Annotated in this window: 16 protein-coding genes; 4 read left to right on the top strand and 12 right to left on the bottom strand. The window is 38.5% G+C overall.

Annotation, left to right across the window (positions count from 1 at the left end):
- Both ACY10D_RS00080 and ACY10D_RS00075 read right to left on the bottom strand, forming a co-directional pair.
- A partial coding sequence (locus ACY10D_RS00080) for a phosphoribosyltransferase family protein (protein ID WP_486998780.1) occupies positions 1-497 on the bottom strand: 497 nt, incomplete at its 3' end.
- Between the two features lie 148 nt (positions 498-645).
- A complete protein-coding gene (locus tag ACY10D_RS00075; RefSeq protein ID WP_486998779.1) occupies positions 646-1,653 on the bottom strand; it encodes an OmpA family protein in 1,008 nt (335 codons plus the stop codon).
- 236 nt (positions 1,654-1,889) lie between these two features.
- Between ACY10D_RS00075 and ACY10D_RS00070 the strand changes: the two genes are divergently transcribed.
- Positions 1,890-3,680: an aminopeptidase P family protein gene (locus ACY10D_RS00070; protein WP_486998778.1), complete on the top strand. Its 1,791-nt coding sequence runs from the start codon at positions 1,890-1,892 to the stop codon at positions 3,678-3,680.
- Here ACY10D_RS00070 and ACY10D_RS00065 read toward each other — a convergent pair.
- Both ACY10D_RS00065 and ACY10D_RS00060 read right to left on the bottom strand, forming a co-directional pair.
- Positions 3,675-5,879 carry a UvrD-helicase domain-containing protein gene (locus tag ACY10D_RS00065; protein WP_486998777.1) on the bottom strand — a complete coding sequence of 735 codons (2,205 nt, stop codon included), beginning with the start codon at positions 5,877-5,879 and terminating at the stop codon, positions 3,675-3,677. The genes ACY10D_RS00070 and ACY10D_RS00065 overlap by 6 nt on opposite strands.
- Positions 5,880-5,883: 4 nt before the next feature.
- Complete coding sequence (locus ACY10D_RS00060; RefSeq protein ID WP_486998776.1) at positions 5,884-6,168, bottom strand: superinfection immunity protein; 285 nt, start codon at positions 6,166-6,168, stop codon at positions 5,884-5,886.
- Positions 6,169-6,361: 193 nt separating this feature from the next.
- On the opposite strand from ACY10D_RS00060, the gene ACY10D_RS00055 reads away from it, so the two are divergent.
- The gene (locus tag ACY10D_RS00055; protein WP_486998775.1) at positions 6,362-6,775 is read left to right on the top strand and encodes an HI0074 family nucleotidyltransferase substrate-binding subunit; all 414 of its coding nucleotides are present in this window, start codon (positions 6,362-6,364) and stop codon (positions 6,773-6,775) included.
- The gene (locus ACY10D_RS00050) at positions 6,772-7,089 is read left to right on the top strand and encodes a nucleotidyltransferase domain-containing protein (protein WP_486998774.1); all 318 of its coding nucleotides are present in this window, start codon (positions 6,772-6,774) and stop codon (positions 7,087-7,089) included. The genes ACY10D_RS00055 and ACY10D_RS00050 overlap by 4 nt, the downstream gene beginning before the upstream one ends.
- Before the next feature lie 106 nt (positions 7,090-7,195).
- Here the strand turns inward: ACY10D_RS00050 and ACY10D_RS00045 are convergent, their stop codons facing one another.
- From ACY10D_RS00045 to rpe, 4 genes are all read right to left on the bottom strand, one after another.
- Positions 7,196-8,890 (bottom strand): type III PLP-dependent enzyme domain-containing protein, encoded by a 1,695-nt coding sequence (locus ACY10D_RS00045; RefSeq protein WP_486998773.1) that lies wholly within the window; start codon positions 8,888-8,890, stop codon positions 7,196-7,198.
- 69 nt (positions 8,891-8,959) lie between these two features.
- Positions 8,960-9,811 (bottom strand): polyamine aminopropyltransferase, encoded by an 852-nt coding sequence (gene speE / locus ACY10D_RS00040; RefSeq protein WP_486998772.1) that lies wholly within the window; start codon positions 9,809-9,811, stop codon positions 8,960-8,962.
- The gene (speD, locus tag ACY10D_RS00035) at positions 9,811-10,278 is read right to left on the bottom strand and encodes an adenosylmethionine decarboxylase (RefSeq protein ID WP_486998771.1); all 468 of its coding nucleotides are present in this window, start codon (positions 10,276-10,278) and stop codon (positions 9,811-9,813) included. The genes speE and speD overlap by 1 nt, the downstream gene beginning before the upstream one ends.
- Before the next feature lie 326 nt (positions 10,279-10,604).
- Positions 10,605-11,264 (bottom strand): ribulose-phosphate 3-epimerase, encoded by a 660-nt coding sequence (rpe, locus tag ACY10D_RS00030; protein ID WP_486998770.1) that lies wholly within the window; start codon positions 11,262-11,264, stop codon positions 10,605-10,607.
- A 174-nt stretch (positions 11,265-11,438) separates the two neighbouring features.
- Here rpe and ACY10D_RS00025 point away from each other — a divergent pair, with 174 nt between their 5' ends.
- Positions 11,439-12,767, top strand: a complete 1,329-nt coding sequence (locus ACY10D_RS00025) for an NCS2 family permease (protein WP_486998769.1) — start codon at positions 11,439-11,441, stop codon at positions 12,765-12,767.
- Here ACY10D_RS00025 and guaD read toward each other — a convergent pair.
- The 4 genes from guaD to ACY10D_RS00005 all read right to left on the bottom strand — a co-directional run.
- A complete protein-coding gene (gene guaD / locus ACY10D_RS00020) occupies positions 12,764-14,155 on the bottom strand; it encodes a guanine deaminase (RefSeq protein WP_486998768.1) in 1,392 nt (463 codons plus the stop codon). The genes ACY10D_RS00025 and guaD overlap by 4 nt on opposite strands.
- Before the next feature lie 104 nt (positions 14,156-14,259).
- Positions 14,260-15,501 carry an MFS transporter gene (locus ACY10D_RS00015; protein ID WP_486998767.1) on the bottom strand — a complete coding sequence of 414 codons (1,242 nt, stop codon included), beginning with the start codon at positions 15,499-15,501 and terminating at the stop codon, positions 14,260-14,262.
- Positions 15,502-15,663: 162 nt separating this feature from the next.
- The gene (locus ACY10D_RS00010) at positions 15,664-16,998 is read right to left on the bottom strand and encodes an ABC transporter ATP-binding protein (RefSeq protein WP_486998766.1); all 1,335 of its coding nucleotides are present in this window, start codon (positions 16,996-16,998) and stop codon (positions 15,664-15,666) included.
- An 87-nt stretch (positions 16,999-17,085) separates the two neighbouring features.
- Positions 17,086-17,532, bottom strand: a 447-nt coding sequence (locus ACY10D_RS00005; RefSeq protein ID WP_486998765.1) for an ABC transporter permease subunit, incomplete at its 5' end; no start/stop codon positions are given.

Genomic DNA, 17,532 nt, shown 5'->3' with positions numbered 1-17,532 from the left:
CCAAATAAAAATTCATTTTCGACTTCAAGACCAGAGTAGTCTGCTTTAATCAATCCACCTTTGTCTCTTGGTGCTTTTTTATCAAGCATCACTGCCGTTAAGACATTTAACGCACCACGATCTTCGTAATAGCGCTTAACTTCAGATAAGGTTAAACCACCATCTAAGATGTCATCAAATAAAATAACCGTTCGACCTTGTGGGTTAATATTAGGTGTTTTAACCCAATTTAGCATATTGGCCCCCGTATACTCATTGCCATAGCGACTGGCATGAATATAATCAACCTGCAACGGAAAGCGCAAACGTTTAACAATCTCTGAGGTAATAAACAAACCACCATTCATCACGCACACAGCAATCGGATTATCTTTGATGTGATTTTGTGTAATCTCAGTCGCCACTTTTTCAAATGATGCTTCTAAAGTTTGCTGAGGTACAATAACACGTGAAGCATCAAAGACTTCTTTAATGAAAGTAGGTGTAATTTTTGACATGGATTTTGAAGTTTCGCTTTATGGAAATTTCGAGCTATTCTATCCGATTTCCGAATGAATGCGAACTAAAAAATTTAATAAATAGAGAACAATTAAGAACAAGTCAACCTTGACAAAACAAGGCTGATTGCAATTTAGACAAAAATAATTACTGAGCCTTCAAAGGAACAGGAATACTTGCTTCAACACGTTGGTTGATGGACTGATTAGCTTTTGTTGTGTTTGGTACTAGTGGACGTGTATAACCATAACCAACCACTTCAATATTGCTTGCGTCAACACCTTTAGAAATCATGTATGATTTAACCGCTTGCGCACGGTTTACTGATAACTGCTGATTGTATTGTGCAAAGGCTGGACCTTTTTTACCTTGTGAAGCAAAGCCTTGTAATACCACTTTCTTGATATCATACTCGTTCATGAAGTTAATTAGGTTGCCAATTGCCGCTTTAGCTTTTGCGTTTAATGCATAGCTGCTGTAAGCAAATTTAGCATCTAAATGCATTGTCACTTTATCACCATCAACCGTATAGCAACCGATAGATTCACGTGTCATAGCCGAAGTACCTGCTTGGCATTCCATCACATTTTTTGGCAACGCATAAGCTGCATGATACTCATCTTCACGCGCTTGTTGATCTGCTGCCACAGGACCCATAGCACCGTAAGCAGATGTATTATTCGCACCACCGAAGTACAAGCCAAGGCCAACACTAATCATACTACCATTTGGTGTCTTAGAACCAAATGATTGTAGGTAACGATAATCAGCTGATACATAAGCATTTGGTGCAAAGTCATACTTAACACCTAGACCTGCATCAAGACCAAATGAATTGGTTGTCATATCCATGTACCCGCCACCAATGGCAACATATGGTGTGAATTTCGTATTATTAGCAAAATTCCAAATACCTTCTGCTAAAAAAGTTTTTTGGTTGTTACCCATGTAGCTGACACTCGCTTGTGCTGCAAGATTTTTGTTAAATCCATAACCAACAGTGCCCGATACAGCAGGACCACTTTCAGAATAGCTGTGATTGACATAACCGCCTAAGCCAAACTGTCCATATAATTGATTGCTATGATCATTTGCTGCAAAAGCTGCTGAACACAAACCCGCCGCTAATAGACCAACAATGATTTTTTTCTTCATGTTTCTTCCTCATTTTTTTCGGTTATAAAAATAGTTTATCCATAACAGGACGTTGCGGGAGCCTCACAATAAGAAGCTAATCCTTTTAATCAAACCGCGGTTAGTATAGTTAACTTTTTAGCAGACTGGGAGTGTTGTTAGCGCTTTTTCAATGAAAAAATTTAAATTTTATTGTCTATAGCAATTATCTAAGATTAAATACCTAATAGTTCATGAAAAGCAATAAGGAAAACTTCATGCTAGAAACTGCCACGAAGATTCAAGCATTACGTCAATTAATGCAACAAAAACAATATGATTTTTATCTTGCACCATCAACAGATGCACATAATAACGAGTATTTACCTAAAGCTTGGCAACGCCGCCCTTGGATAAGTGCATTTGATGGTAGTGCTGGCGAGGCATTGATTGGTCAAAGTAATGCCTTTCTTTGGACAGATGGACGTTACTTCTTGCAAGCTGAAGCACAGCTTGATAGCAGCATCTATAGCTTACAAAAGCAACAAGGTTTTGTTTCCGAGTTAGAACATTGGCTAAGAGATAATGCCTATGGTAAAACCATTGCGATTGATCCAACCACCGTATCGATTAAACGCGCTGAACACCTTGAGGGGCTTATGCGTTCACTCGAAGGAAAATGCATCTTTGATCAAGATAATTTAATCGATCAAGCACGCACCACACTTAATGATCAAAGCGCATTACCACATGCCGAAGTTTTTTTACAAAAAGATCATTTCAGTGGCAAAGATACCACGACGAAGCTTAAAGAAATGCGTGCACTAATGCACAAGGACAAAGTAGATGCATTAATTATTAGCATGCTTGATGAAATTGCGTGGTTACTCAATATTCGCGGTAATGATATTAACTTTAACCCCTTAGTGATTAGCTATGTGATCCTTTATAAAGATCGTTGTGAGTTTTTTGTTGATGCTTCTAAATTGAGTGATGAGGTTAAAACCACACTGGATACTCAAAGGGTTAGCATCGTCAGTTATGATGCTTTTTACCCGCAATTATCAAAGCTTCAAGGTAAAATCTGGATTGATCCTAATACGGCAAATTATGCGATATTACAAAACTTAAATATTGAATGTAATGATCATTTCGCGCCATCACCTATTGCCCTTGCCAAAGCACGCAAAAACATCACTGAAATTGATGGCAGTAAGTATGCGCATAAAAAAGATGCTATTGCGATGATCGAGTTCATTTACTGGCTTGAAAATCATTGGCATGAAGGCATTGATGAACTTAAAGCGCAAGATATGCTATTGAAGTTCCGTCAAAAGCAACCTAACTTCAAAGGTGCAAGTTTTGATACGATTAGCGGCTTTGCCTCAAATGGCGCAATTATCCACTACCGATCATCTGAAAAGACCTCAAAAGTCATTGATAACAGCAGCCTTTACTTACTAGATTCAGGTGGACAGTATTTGGAAGGTACCACAGATATCACTCGTGTATTTCATCTGGGCAACCCAACATCAGAACATAAATATTATTATACTTTAGTGCTTAAGGGACACTTGGCGATTCAAAATGCAAGCTTTCCTAAAGGTACACGTGGCGAGCAACTAGATACACTAGCTCGTCAGCCACTATGGCAACAACAGTTAAACTACGGGCATGGTACAGGTCATGGCGTTGGCAGCTTCCTATGTGTGCATGAAGGGCCACAGCGTATTTCTCCGGCCTTTAGTAATCAATCACTTGAACCTGGCATGATTGTGAGTAATGAACCCGGGGTTTATTTCCCTCATCAGTTTGGCATTCGCATCGAGAACTTATGCTTTGTTAAACCAATGCGCGAGCAGGCACATCATGATTTTGGCGATTTTTATTGCTTTGAAGATCTCACACTTGTGCCTTATGCGCGCAACTTGATCGATACTGCACTTTTGACTAATGATGAAATTAAACAGATCAATAGTTACCACTTGCGTGTCGAAAAAGAAATACTACCAATGATCAGTGATGAAGCGATTAAAGCATGGTTGATTGCACAAACTAGAGCATTATAATTTTGTCAACTTTGCCATATTGGCAAGCAACACCTTCTTACCACCTCCGGCTTGAAAGTCAATGTGATAACATAGATCATCATTCTGCCCTTCGGTTTTTAAAACCACGCCTATGCCAAACTTTGGATGAACAACACAGTCACCTGATTTAAATGCATTGCTATTCGCACTTTGAATTTTCATAAACTCAAAAGGCGACATGCCAAAACCGGTCTTTTTACTTTTTTCCGTTTTTGACGATGGTATGTTTTTCACCTGTTGACGCACATATTGAATATACTCATCCGGAATCTCATCTAAAAATCGCGACTTAATCTGGTAATTAACATCGCCATATTGATGGCGCACTTTACTGAAGCTTAAAGTGAGATAACGCATTGCACGCGTAATACCAACATAACAAAGTCGCCTTTCTTCAGCTAATTTCTCACGCACTTCAATCGAGCGCGATGATGGAAATAAGCCATCTTCAAGCCCTGTCATAAACACATAAGGAAACTCAAGCCCTTTTGCAGTATGCAAAGTCATCAATTGCGCCGCATCCATATTATCCTCAGCTTGCATCTCCCCTGACTCAAGCACGGCAAAGCTTAAAAACTCAACCAGTAAATCCTCATCAGCAACATCCTCCACAGGCGGAATAAATTCATTCGCGGCATTAACTAACTCTTTTAAGTTTTCATGTTTTTGTTGCGCTTTCTCAGCTTTTGACTCCTGATACATCAGCATTAGACCACTGGCATCAAGCACATGATGCATTAACTGCCCTAAAGTCAATGCATCTTTCAACGAAGACATATCCTCAATCAAATCAATAAAGCGCTGTAGTGCTTGAGAGGCTCGACTACTAAACACTTTTACTTCAATCATCTGTCGTGTCGCGTGCCACAATGACAGATTATTTGCGCTGGCATATTCACGGATATTTTCTAAGGTTTTATTACCAATGCCACGCGTTGGTAGGTTAATCACCCGTTCAAAGGCTAAGTTATCGGCACGTAGTGCAATTAAGCGCATATATGCCAGTGCGTCTTTGATTTCCGCACGATCAAAAAAGCGTAAGCCCCCATAAATGCGATAAGACAATCCGCGTTTAAGTAATGCTTCTTCAATCACACGCGATTGCGCATTAGAGCGATACAATATAGCAATATCAGCCAAGGAAATAGATTGATTATGATGTAAATCATCAATTTTATCGGCAATATAATCCGCCTCATCGCGCTCATTAAACGCCTCATATAGCGCTATGGGCTCGCCCTTTTCAGCTTCAGACCACAGCATCTTGCCCATGCGTTTACTGTTATTGGCAATCACCGCATTAGCCGCGTCTAAAATCAGCTGTGTGGAGCGATAATTCTGCTCCAAACGCACGACTTTTACGGGAGACAAGTCCGCCAAGTAATGTTCGATATTTTCAACCTTAGCACCACGCCAACCATAAATAGACTGATCATCATCACCCACCGCCATAAAGGCATTATTCTCTGATTTTAGACACATCAACCATTTATATTGCACACTATTGGTATCTTGAAACTCATCAACCAATACGTATTGAAAGCGCTTTTGATAATAGCTACGAAGCACTTCATTGTGTTTAAATAACTCATAAGCATATAGTAGCAAATCAGCAAAATCTAACGCATTATCCGCCTTTAAACGTGCTTCATAAGCTTGGTATATTTTAATAACTTCACTATCAAATTCGGCTGTTGGCAGATCAATCGCACGAATTCCTTCGTCTTTTTTACCATTAATAAAGCCTTGAAAATACTTCGGTGGATAATATTTCTCATCTAGGTTTAAACTTTGGATAACTTTCTTAACGACTTGCAATTGATCATCTTGATCTAGCACTTTAAAGCGTCGATCAAAACCGATCTCTTGTGCGTGTTGACGCAACAACCTGTGTGCTATGCCATGAAATGTACCAATCCACATGCCAACCGTTGAAAAGCCCAAAAGCTCCTCAACCCTTCCGTGCATCTCGCGTGCTGCTTTATTGGTAAAGGTCACTGCCAATATATTCAAAGGTGAAACATTTCTCTCCTGACACAAGTAAGCAATGCGATGCGTTAATACACGCGTTTTGCCACTGCCCGCTCCGGCTAGAACCAATGCATTTTCATTCGTTAACAGTACAGCTTCTTGCTGCGCTTTATTCAACGTTTTGATCATATCTAACATCACGGTCATCACATTAAGCACCGTGGTAATGGTGTTTTTCGACGATAATTGTACGTGGTTGATAAGCAATTGCCAAAATTAAGCAGATCAACCAAACAATAAAAGTAAAGCCCAATAATAAGTTAACAATAAAGATGATAATCGCACTTGGATGCTGCTTTTTAAAAGCAATATAGCTTGGTAAAAAGTAAAGCATCAATAGCAATACACCAAGTAACACAAGCATTGAAAATGGGAAAAAGAACAAAACAGCAGCAACGACTGCAACGACAAACAGTAAATTAAGTAAAACACGCATAAGCACACCTTAGGTTTAGTTTATAGCCATTGCAAAATGATTTACGATGGCTGTAGTCTTTTTTTATATGGCAAAATCATAACAAAGATTGCTTATGAAAACCAAAGCAATCGTATTTTTATCTGCTTATTACTGTCTTTTTGGTTTAATCTTGTTATGCTTACTGCCAACCTAAAGTAGCACTTTTACTGCAATGACGACAACCCCACCACTTCGTTGGAAATTACGGTTTGAGAACTTTTCTAAAGCCTATCACGTATTACAAAGAAGAGTAACTGAGTATCAACAGCATCAAGATTTAGAAGCCTATCAAATGGCACTCATTCAAGGTTTTGAAATCATTATCGAGCTATCATGGAAAGTACTCAAAGATTATCTTGAGAATGAAGGTTTTCAGGAAGTAAGCACACCAAAGACAGTGATACGTCAGGCGTATCAGTCAAATATCATCGATCAAGGAGAGCTTTGGCTTGAAGCGCTTCAGCTTAGAAACTTAGCAAGTCATACCTACGATGAAGCAACTACGAAGATAATTCTTACGTTTATTGTTGATAAATATCTGCAGCTAGTCACGCAACTTTATAAAACCTTAGAGACTCAGCAATGACAAAGCACGGATTAAACAAGGATCAAATGAATAATATTCATGCTATTTTATCCTCGCTTCCTGAGGTTGAAACGGCTGTTTTATTTGGCTCACGTGCTATGGGCAATTACAAAGAGGCATCAGATATTGATATCGCTCTTATTGGTAAAGAAATTAACTTCAAAGTATTGATCAATCTTAAAGATCAATTTGAAAATAGTAATATTCCCTATTTCGTTGATCTTGTTGATTATCAAACGATTGCCTCAGAAGCGCTACTAGAGCATATCAATGAAGTAGGTATCATTATTTATAATTCCCCTTCAGCAGACTAGCTGATGAATCAAGAATAATGTGCCTCTTCCCTTGAGGGATAGGTCGTGTAGCTTTAACCACACGGGTGAGGGGAAAATTTAACTTATTATTGATTCATCACTAACACTAGATGTTATTTAGTATTTGTTGATTAAAATCATAAGCCACTTGTTCGGCATCTGCCAATTGCAAGTATGGATTACCACTTAAGATATTATCCAATAGCAATTGCTCACGATCTGTTAACTCTTCCGTTAAGTGAAAATAAGCCAAACGTTGCAGCCTTGAGCTTAATTGCAGCGGATTATGTCCGTACTGATACAATAGCGCATGATAATCTTCAGCCTGTTCAATATGCAACATACATTCATCAAAAGCTACAAAATCCACCTCAACAGAAGTCGTACGTCCTATGATATTATGCTTGCTACTGAGCATATCCTGATAAGCGCCGACAAACATAAAGGCAAGATCATTAATCTCAGTGCATGGCAAATTAATATAATCATTGCCCTCTTTGTCTTTAAACACACCATCAGCATCACATGAGATATCAAATAGCTGGCAGTCGATGCTTTCTTCCTCTGAGTAGTGTGTTACTGGTAATAGTGGGAAATGTTGTCCAATCCCCCAGTGATCTGGCAAAGATTGAAACAGTGAAAAATTAACCCATAGTTTTTGCGCATTGTGGCCACCCAAATAACTAACACCTGAGCTTTCGACCAAATCAACTAAGTTGATTTCACCATTTAACCACCCTGCTTGTAAAGCCTCATCGTAGATTGTTTGAGTTACGATTTCATTCTCTGCTTTTTGATAAAGAGGTGAAACGATTAACACACTTGACATCGCCGTCACAGCTCTACCTGACTCAGTAATAATACTTGGGTGTGGCAATTGAAAAAGATCGACAAAATAGCTGAATGTTCTCACAATTGTTTCAGCATAATATGGCAATTGAAAACGTGGATTTTGAGTATCCTCATAATCAATACCTAAACCACCACCTAAATCAATCATTGTGATATTTATGCAATCATTTAATAGGTTACCATATAAGCAAACCATCATATTAATATGCTTTTCCACCTGACTTAATTGCTTAAGCTGTGAACCGATATGCCCATGCAGCAATACCACTTTATCACTCAAATTAAGTGCTTTTAGTTCATTATTGACAAAATGAATGTCTTTTAAGCTAAGACCAAACTTAACACTATGCAAATCCTCATGAAACGGCTTTGTACGATAGCCTAATTTAAAGTAAATGGCTGATTCATAGCTTAGAGATTTAACAACTGCTAATTCATCAACATTTTCGAGCACCATAATGACCGTGTAACCTAGCTTGGCAGCTAAGTTGGCAAGCTCATAAAACGCCTTGTCTTTAAAGCCATTACAAATGATATTATTTTTCTTTGTAGCAAGTGCTAAAACGCTTAATAACTCAGATTTACTACCCACTTCAAAGTTAAAAGGTAAATCATATTTATGAGCACACTCTTTTAAGGTTTCCATCACCGCAGCATTAGGATTTACTTTGATCGGATACGCCAACTGATAAACACCTTGATAACGGTAATTTTCCATTGCTTTAGCAAAACTTTGGTAGAGGTTTAACATCCTATCTTCAGTGATGTGTTTAAAGTTAAGTACACAAGGCTTACTGCCGCCTTTTTGTAACACTTTGTCAATGATTTCGGTCAATGGCTTCGATTGTGTGAAACTCTGACCATAATGAACACATAGCTGATTGTTTTGATCATAGCTGAAGTAAGGCTGAAATGTATTACGTGTGTTAAATGAAAATATATTGCTCATAGAAAATCTCCTTCTATGAAAAGTCTTTGATAAATCAAAAGGTCATATTAACAGAGGTTCATTGCGTGATTAGTCACACAATGCATCAATAACGTACTGCGGTAATGCAAATGCGCCAACATGCATTTTTGGTGTGTAATAGCGCGTTTTAATACCACTTTCAGCAAAGCGTTTCGTTAATGTTTCAAGTGTTTGCATTCGATGATTTGGTTCATCAGATCCCCAACCAAACGCCATATCCCCACCAACATACGTAGGCACTGCTGCCTTATAAAAGGTATAGTCTTGGTATAATTTTTCAAAACTTTGCTTAGTATTTTGCAATTGCTCCAGTTGGAAATACATCACGCCATTTTGAGTAACCATAATTCCTTTTTCATTTAAAGCTTCTTTACATGCGCTATAAAATGGGTTTTCAAATAGCACTTTGGCACAGCCCATAGGGTCCGTGCTATCACAAATAATCAAGTCATATTTCTGTGTTGTTTGCTCAATAAATTTAGCGCCATCGTCAATGACTACATTTACACGCTTATCATCAAAAGCACCTTGTGAATGCATCGGGAAGTAACGCTGACACATATCAATAACTGCTTGATCAATCTCAACAAGCGTTACTAACTCTACGGTTTTATGACGCAATACTTCGCGCAACATGCCACCATCACCACCACCAATAATAAGTACTTTTTTAATGTCGCCATGCGCAAACACAGGCACATGCACTAACATTTCATGATAGATAAACTCATCAGCCATCGTTGTTTGCACGACGCCATCTAATGTCATTACACGCCCAAATACAGGATTATTAAAAATCATTAAATGTTGATGCGATGTATTATGCTCAAACAATACATCTTGCACCTCTAAACTTTGTCCATAACCTTTATGCAAGGTCTCTTGAAATACCTGAGACATCAGACCAAGTCCTCATTGCCACGTTGCAGCTCATCAATCAAAACATTTTGCGGGTTAAATGCTGATTTTAGCACTTTAATCGCCTCATGAGGTTTGGCATCACCACACATAAAAATATCAAATGCAGCAAAGCCAAATTCAGGCCATGTATGTACACTAATATGTGACTCTGCTAAAACCGCAACACCTGAAACACCTCCATTAGGCGTAAAGTGATGCAGATGAATATGCAACAAAGTTGCGCCTGCTGCAATCACTGCATCACGCATTGCTTGCTCCATCAAATCAAGCTCATTGATTCTACTGCAACCCCAAAAATCAGCAATCAAATGATAGCCTGCAAAACGCATGCCATCTTTGGTAATAAAATGATCCTTGGGAAGTGCATCTTGAACGATGTGATGCTGTGGCAAATTGCCAACTGCCAGATCTGGCAATTCGATAGACTCGGTTGTCTCTATAAACATAAGGTTTCTCCTGTATATTTCTAAAGCGCACGTAAGCAATCAACTCATGTGCGCCTTATTCACTAAAGGCCATGTAAACTCCCGTTTTGTGCCAATTAAACAATGTCCGATCTTCATCAGACGTATTTGATTTTAAGCATTAAATTCATGTTTGAATCAGTGCTAAAAATCAAGACCGCTAAAAATTTTGCATAAAGTAACAGCAAGTTATTTCACTGTAAATAATTTTTTTTGCTAAAAAAATAAAAAGATTATTCACACCCTCTATTCAATGTGATTACTGGCTTTATTGTGCTTGTTATACAGCCATTTTGATGGCTGGTTACTCAGCCTAATTGTTGGCGCATTTTATCAATAATTTCTTTATAATCTCTCTCATTAAAAATTGCTGATCCTGCGACAAATGCCTGAGCGCCACAGTTTGCAATTTTGGCAATATTATCGACTTTCACCCCACCATCAACTTCTAATAAAATATCGCTTTTATGTTCTTTAATCCATTGCGCTGTTGTGCTTATCTTATCATACATCGCATCGATAAAACTTTGTCCGCCAAACCCCGGATTTACCGTCATGATGAGTAGTCTGTCGATCTTCTCAAGCACATGCTCACATACATTGACAGACGTTGCTGGATTTAAAGCAAGACCGGCATCAATGCCAAAGGATTTGATTAAATCAAGGCTTCTATCAATATGCTTTGATGCCTCAGGGTGAAAGACAATACTCGTCGCTCCCGCTTTTGCAAAGCTCTCAATCATCGCATCAACAGGCTCAACCATTAAATGCACATCCATGCCAGCATTAATACCATCATCTCGCAATGCCTTTAAGACCATTGAACCAAATGTTAAGTTAGGGACGTAATGATTATCCATCACATCAAAATGAATATTATCAGCGCCCGCTTTTAATACTTTTCTAACATCATCACCTAAATGCGCAAGGTTTGCTGACAAGATGGATGGATTAATTTGAAAATGCATTTAACAATACTCCTTATAACAACTCTATAATCAATGAGATTGTACCTTAAAGCATCGCAAAATACTTACGCTTTATTTGAAGCAATTCGCGTCTTGAATCAATGAGATTTTACAATAGCATGTTTTTTATTTCATGCTACAATAGCGCGCTTGGGAACCCAGCTTTAATCCATTATGAATTTTTTACATTTTTTACGTCGCTATTTTGAGTTTACTAAATATAACACCACCCTACGTACCGAGCTTATTGCAGGTGTCACGACATTCCTAGCAATGCTATATATTATCGTTGTTAATGCTAAAATTCTCTCTCAAGCAGGTATGCCTGAGAATGCTTTGGTAACAAGTACCGTCATCATCTCAGCATTTGCCTCTATTGCTATGGGCATTTACGCGAGAAACCCTTATGCACTTGCCCCTGCGATGGGTATGAATGTATTTTTCACCTATACCATTGTTAAAGCATGGGGCATTCCTTGGCAAGTGGCATTAGGTGCAGTGTTCTGGTCGGGGGTTATATTTGCTTTATTGGCAATTTTCAATATCCGCACCAAAATTCTTGCAGGGATCCCTGATGGGGTTAAACACGGCATTGGCGCAGGCATTGGCATATTTATTGCCTTAGTTGGTTTTTATAATGCAGGCTTTATCCATCAAGCACCTTCAGGTTTATTAGAAATCGCGCCATTAACCGCTGAAACGCTCATATTCTTAATCTGCTTTTTTGCACTTATTATCTTTTTAGCTTGTCGCTTTAAAGCAGCTATTTTACTGATGATCATTTTAGGATGTGTGATTTCTTTTCCTGTTGGGCGCTTCTTTGGTGATCACATTATCATGCACATTCCAAATCACATATTTTCACTGCCTGATTTTTCACTATTCTTTTCAATTGATTGGTTGGGTAGCTTTAAGATTGCTATTATTCCAGCAGTTTTCACCTTTTTGTTTATTAATATTTTTGACAGCACAGGAACGTTAATCGGCTTAGCACAAGCATCCAACTGGTTTGATAAAGATGGTCAACCGATTCGCATTAAAAAGTCACTGATTGTGGACTCATTTGCTTCAGCCTCTTCTGGTCTTTTGGGTAGCTCACCAACCTCTGTGTATGTTGAGTCAATCACAGGTATCTCTGTAGGTGGGCGCACTGGATTAGTCGCTGTCGTTGTTGGCGTATTATTTTTGCCTTTCTTATTCTTGGCACCTTTAGTCATGATGGTGCCAATTTTTGTGGTTGCGCCAGCACTCGTGATTGTTGGTAGCTTTATGCTGTGCTCTGTTAAACAGATTCATTGGGATGATTTAACACAAGCCATCCCTGCTTTTATGACGATTATTCTTATGCCACTGACATTATCAATATCAGAAGGTATTGTTTGGGGTATGGTCAGCTGGTTTGTAATCGTACTGGTTCAAGATCGTAAACAACTAAAGCCAATGCCAGTAATCATCACTTTCTGTTGTTTTTTAATTATGCTTAACTCTTTAAAGGTGATCTAAACTATTTCCGTTTGATGATTAATCTCATTTAAGAATGCTGCCCTATTTAAGAACACGCCCTTAGGGTATTGCTCATCAATTTTATAAACGCAGTCACCATCGATATACGTGGCATGAATGGCTCGATCATCGCCACAGATCATCTGTACAAATAATGCCTCTTTTAAATCTTTGGCATACTGGTTTCTGAATTTCAAAAACGGTGTTGATTCAAGATCTAGTACAATAAAATCAGCTTCAAGCCCTACTTGTAATGAACCTATCGTATCCTCAAGATGAGCTGATTTCGCTGATCCGCGAGTTGCCAGATAAAAGGCATGATAAGAATCAAGCCATGAACAGTTATTTAGAAGTGCTACTTTATAAGCTTCATTTAGTGTCTGCAAAGGTGAATACGATGTACCAGCACCCAAATCAGACCCTAACCCAACACGCACTGGATTGTCTTTATTGCGATAGGCTTTACGAATATCAAATAATCCACTGCCTAGAAACATATTTGATGTTGGGCAGTGTGATACTGACGAGTCGGTATCTGCCATTAATTGCCATTCTTGATCATTCAAGTGAATACAATGTCCAAAAATCGCTCTTTTACCCGTTAGACCATAATGATGATAGACATCAAGGTAGCCATTTCTTTGAGGATAAAGTGATTTTACCCATTCAATCTCATCAACAGTTTCACATAAATGCGTCTGCATATAAGTCCCTTGATATTTTTTCCATAAGTCACCTGCTGCCTGTAACTGCTCAGGCGAGCTCGTTGGTGCAAATCTTGGCGTCACTACATACATCGAGCGATGCTTGCCATGCCATTTTTGAATAAGTTCTTCGCTTTCTTTATAACCTTTCTCTGGTGTGTCAGTTAAATGCTCAGGGGCATTTCTATCCATCAATACCTTGCCAGTCCCAATACGCATATTGATTTTAGCGGCTTCAGCAAAGAGTGAATCAACTGAGCTTTTATAAACCGTGGCATAAACAAAGGAAGTGGTTACACCATTACGAATAGACTCTCTTAAAAAGTTGCGCGCCACATTGACCGATACCTCTTTTGCTTCAAGTGTTTGCTCAAAAACAAAAGTATAATTATTTAGCCAATCGATAAGATGCTTACCATAGGCACCAATCATTGGAATTTGCGAGTAATGGACATGCGTATCTAAAAAGCCCGGCATAATGACATAGCGACCTTGATAATGTGTTAACTCGATGTCGTCAGTTAAGGATTGACATAAGTTTTGATATTCGCCAATTGCTTTTATTTTGCCATTCTCAATAAGCATTAAACCATCGTTATAAAGCTTGTAAGCCTCATCATTATTATTGATAAATGGATCATCAACATAGGCAAACATTTGTCCGCGTATTGCTTTAATTGTCATTTGATTAGTCTCCTGATTTCTTATCTTAATTTATTACTAGTACTGCGATTACCTTTACCTGTAACGCAGCTGTTTTTACTTATTTTTTGAAAAACTATGCGTTTCTAAGCGTTTGAATAAGTGTCTTTAATAATAAAGTTGACAATAATTGCGATCACTAAAAGAATCACAAATAAAATAAACATATGCTGCATCATTGGCATAGGTGATAGATTAGGGTTTGCAATTAAGCCAGGAATAGCAATCAATAGACCACTGGCAATAAACATAACGCCATTAACTAAAGCGCTTGCTGCACCAATTTCATGTACGGGAACAATATCTGCTGCTGTACTAAACGCCAACATATGTCCCGCACTGGCAAAACCTAAAATAAATGACACGATAAATAATAGTGCGACATTATTGCTGTTGATGTATAACAACATAGCAAAGCTGACGAGTGCCACAATATTGGTGATAAGCATTACAAGTTTTCTACCTTTAAGTAAATCTGAGCATTTTGTTACGATAATGCTGCCCACTGCCAAGCCTATCCATAACAAGCTCGTACAAATATTAGCATCTGAAATGCTCACACCATGAGCCGTAATTATTTTTGGTAACCATATTGATCCAAGTGCCAAGACAACTGCAAAAGAAATACCGCCTGAAATACAAGCAAGCCAAACGTGCCCTCTCTTAGCCACATCATAGATACTGCTAACCACATCAGCCACTAATGGTTTTTGATGCAATGACTTATCAATCGCCGTTCTGTTTTTCATAAAAATTAAGAACAACACAACTAAAGCAATGCCAACAATACCAAAGATATCAAAAACACCACGCCAATTGCTTGAAGTTAACACAAAATTCAACAATCCCTGACTAAAGCCTGAAAACAATGAAACGATGGCTTGAACGGCACCAAACATTACACTGAACTTTGCTGGACCAAACCAATCCTCACCGATAAACCCAGCACCAACAAAGCCAGTACATGCGCCAATGGCTAAAAGAACCTGCGATAAAATCAACGTGCCAAAGCTATGCGCGTTGGCAAAAACAAAGATACCAATCGTTAAGATAAGGACACTTGCCGTAAATACTTTCTTCAAGCCCAAGCGATCCAATAATGCCCCACCCAAAAATTGAAAGACAGCAAATACCCATGTGTAAATTGAAGCAGCAATGCCAATCTCTGCTATTTTTAAGCCAATACTATGTTGCAAATAAGGACTTGAAATTGCGTAACCTGTTTGCATCGCAAAAAGCAATATTACAAACAAAACCCCTAAAACCCATACAAGCCAAGCATAACCACCGCCTAGCTTCGCATTTAATGCATTATTTTTATCTTGCATATAACCCCCTGATTGAATTTATCTTTTATCTAAAAATCACTTCCAAAAATGAACAAATGTTCTTATTTTTTACAGATTAACGCATAGATATTAAATGTAGAGGGTAAACAAGCAAAAGAAATGATAATTATTTGAATTATTGATTTAGATCAAGTTTTTAGTTTATGTATTGGTTTCATCCAGATTTAATACACCAAGAGCCGCATCATATTCAATAATCTCAGCATAACGCGCCCAACCGATAAAGGTGTTAAATACACGTGCTGCTTCATCATCACTCAAATGGTCCTCAAGCTCTGATAAGAAGCGTGATTCAGGTGCTTTCTTATTTGGACGTTCTTTTAGCACTTTAACGACATGGCGCGCTAATGGAATATGCTGCACTAGCAATTTAGAGAATATCACTTTACGCTCTTCAATATCAGCATTCATAAACTGCTTACCTAATGCTGTCATCGTGATATCCCCGTCAGAAACACTCGCCAAATGCAGTACGGATAATGTTTCAATAATCGGGAATAAATCATCAATATCCAAACGCACATGATCCGCCAAGTCTGGTAAGTCGATTGAGCCTTTGGCTTGAAGATCATCCATCTCGGTTAAAAGACCTGTTAATTCAGAGACTTCAGCATCCGGTAAGCGATAACCGATAGTAAGTGCTTTACGCTTATTCATACGCTCTGTTAACTCACGTGTTTCTGCCGTTGTCATCATTCGATAAACTTCATCAATCAGATCTCCAACCGCCTCATCATTTGAGTTTCTAGGATGTGGTAACTCAACCTTCAACTCACCACGAATAAAGCCGGGGTTACTACCAAAAATAATAATTCTATCCGCTGTTAATACCGCCTCTTCAATATTATGTGTGACATATAAAATGCCCTTCATCGCATCATTTTTTTCCCACAGCTCAAGCAAATCTTCACGCAAGTTCTCAGCAGTCAATACATCAAGTGCTGAAAACGGTTCATCCATCAGCAGCAGATCAGGTTGCAACACTAGAGCACGTGCAAAACCAACACGTTGACGCATTCCACCTGAAAGCTCTTTAGGATACGCATTTTCAAATCCATCTAAACCAATCATATCAATCGCTTTGAGCGCTTTTTCCTTGCGCTCTTTAGCATTTATATTGCGTGCTTCAAGACCTAACTCTACATTTTGCAACACAGTAAGCCACGGCATGAGTGCAAAACTTTGAAAGACCATCGAGATATCTGGCACGGGTCCTGAGACTTTTTTCTCGCGATATACCACCTCACCAGTTGTTGGCGCTGTTAATCCGGCAATAATTCTAAGAAGGGTTGACTTACCTGAGCCTGACTTACCCAGGAGTGCGACAATCTCGCCCTCTTTCATCGAAAAATCAACGTGATCCAATACCACCAAGTCTTGGCGATCTGCCTTTTTAAATGCTTTAGAAACTTTACCAACATTTAAAATGATTTTATTTGTGGTTGGTTTTATCTTACTGATTGCTTCAATTGCCATTACAATTACTCACCGTTGTTTTTACTTTTTATTTTTCTATCTTTTAAGTTTTTACACTTTCAAGTGCTTAACTCATTCGTACTAGAGTTACATATTCATGCTAAAGCGCTTCTCTGCATAGTTATATAGTCTGCGCCAGAACAATTTATTGGTCAGTACCACTAGAATACACATCACGACCACACCAAGGGCTATATTAGCAGTATGATCTCCTGGTGCGTTATATTGCTCAGAAATATAAGCCCCAATACCGGAGGCCGTAATCACCGAGTCTTTTCCCCAGTTAATATACTCACAAACAATACTGGCATTCCAAGCACCACCGGCAGCAGTAATCGCACCTGTCACATAAAACGGCATCACGGCAGGAAATAAAAATTTAAACCATTTAACCATGCCTTTTAATTGCATGTTTTTAGCTGCCATTTTTAACTCATATGGAATAGCAGAGGCACCGGCAATCACATTAAATAAGATATACCACTGCGTACCTAATGCCATAAGCAAAATGCACCAGATATTAAAATTTAAATT

The sequence above is a fragment of the Cysteiniphilum sp. genome, from assembly GCF_057495195.1.
Note: the sequence above shows the minus strand (reverse complement) of the source record. Positions and strands in the feature narration are given on the sequence as shown.

Excerpts from the sequence above, each read along its gene's own strand:
- ACY10D_RS00025 (WP_486998769.1), top strand. The coding sequence starts at position 11,439 with ATGAATTTTTTACATTTTTTACGTCGCTATTTTGAGTTTACTAAATAT.
- speD (WP_486998771.1), bottom strand. The coding sequence starts at position 10,278 with ATGTTTATAGAGACAACCGAGTCTATCGAATTGCCAGATCTGGCAGTT.
- ACY10D_RS00060 (WP_486998776.1), bottom strand. The coding sequence starts at position 6,168 with ATGCGTGTTTTACTTAATTTACTGTTTGTCGTTGCAGTCGTTGCTGCT.
- ACY10D_RS00045 (WP_486998773.1), bottom strand. The coding sequence starts at position 8,890 with ATGAGCAATATATTTTCATTTAACACACGTAATACATTTCAGCCTTAC.
- rpe (WP_486998770.1), bottom strand. The coding sequence starts at position 11,264 with ATGCATTTTCAAATTAATCCATCCATCTTGTCAGCAAACCTTGCGCAT.
- guaD (WP_486998768.1), bottom strand. The coding sequence starts at position 14,155 with ATGACAATTAAAGCAATACGCGGACAAATGTTTGCCTATGTTGATGAT.
- ACY10D_RS00050 (WP_486998774.1), top strand. The coding sequence starts at position 6,772 with ATGACAAAGCACGGATTAAACAAGGATCAAATGAATAATATTCATGCT.
- ACY10D_RS00065 (WP_486998777.1), bottom strand. The coding sequence starts at position 5,879 with ATGACCGTGATGTTAGATATGATCAAAACGTTGAATAAAGCGCAGCAA.
- ACY10D_RS00055 (WP_486998775.1), top strand. The coding sequence starts at position 6,362 with ATGACGACAACCCCACCACTTCGTTGGAAATTACGGTTTGAGAACTTT.
- ACY10D_RS00015 (WP_486998767.1), bottom strand. The coding sequence starts at position 15,501 with ATGCAAGATAAAAATAATGCATTAAATGCGAAGCTAGGCGGTGGTTAT.
- ACY10D_RS00070 (WP_486998778.1), top strand. The coding sequence starts at position 1,890 with ATGCTAGAAACTGCCACGAAGATTCAAGCATTACGTCAATTAATGCAA.
- speE (WP_486998772.1), bottom strand. The coding sequence starts at position 9,811 with ATGTCTCAGGTATTTCAAGAGACCTTGCATAAAGGTTATGGACAAAGT.
- ACY10D_RS00075 (WP_486998779.1), bottom strand. The coding sequence starts at position 1,653 with ATGAAGAAAAAAATCATTGTTGGTCTATTAGCGGCGGGTTTGTGTTCA.
- ACY10D_RS00010 (WP_486998766.1), bottom strand. The coding sequence starts at position 16,998 with ATGGCAATTGAAGCAATCAGTAAGATAAAACCAACCACAAATAAAATC.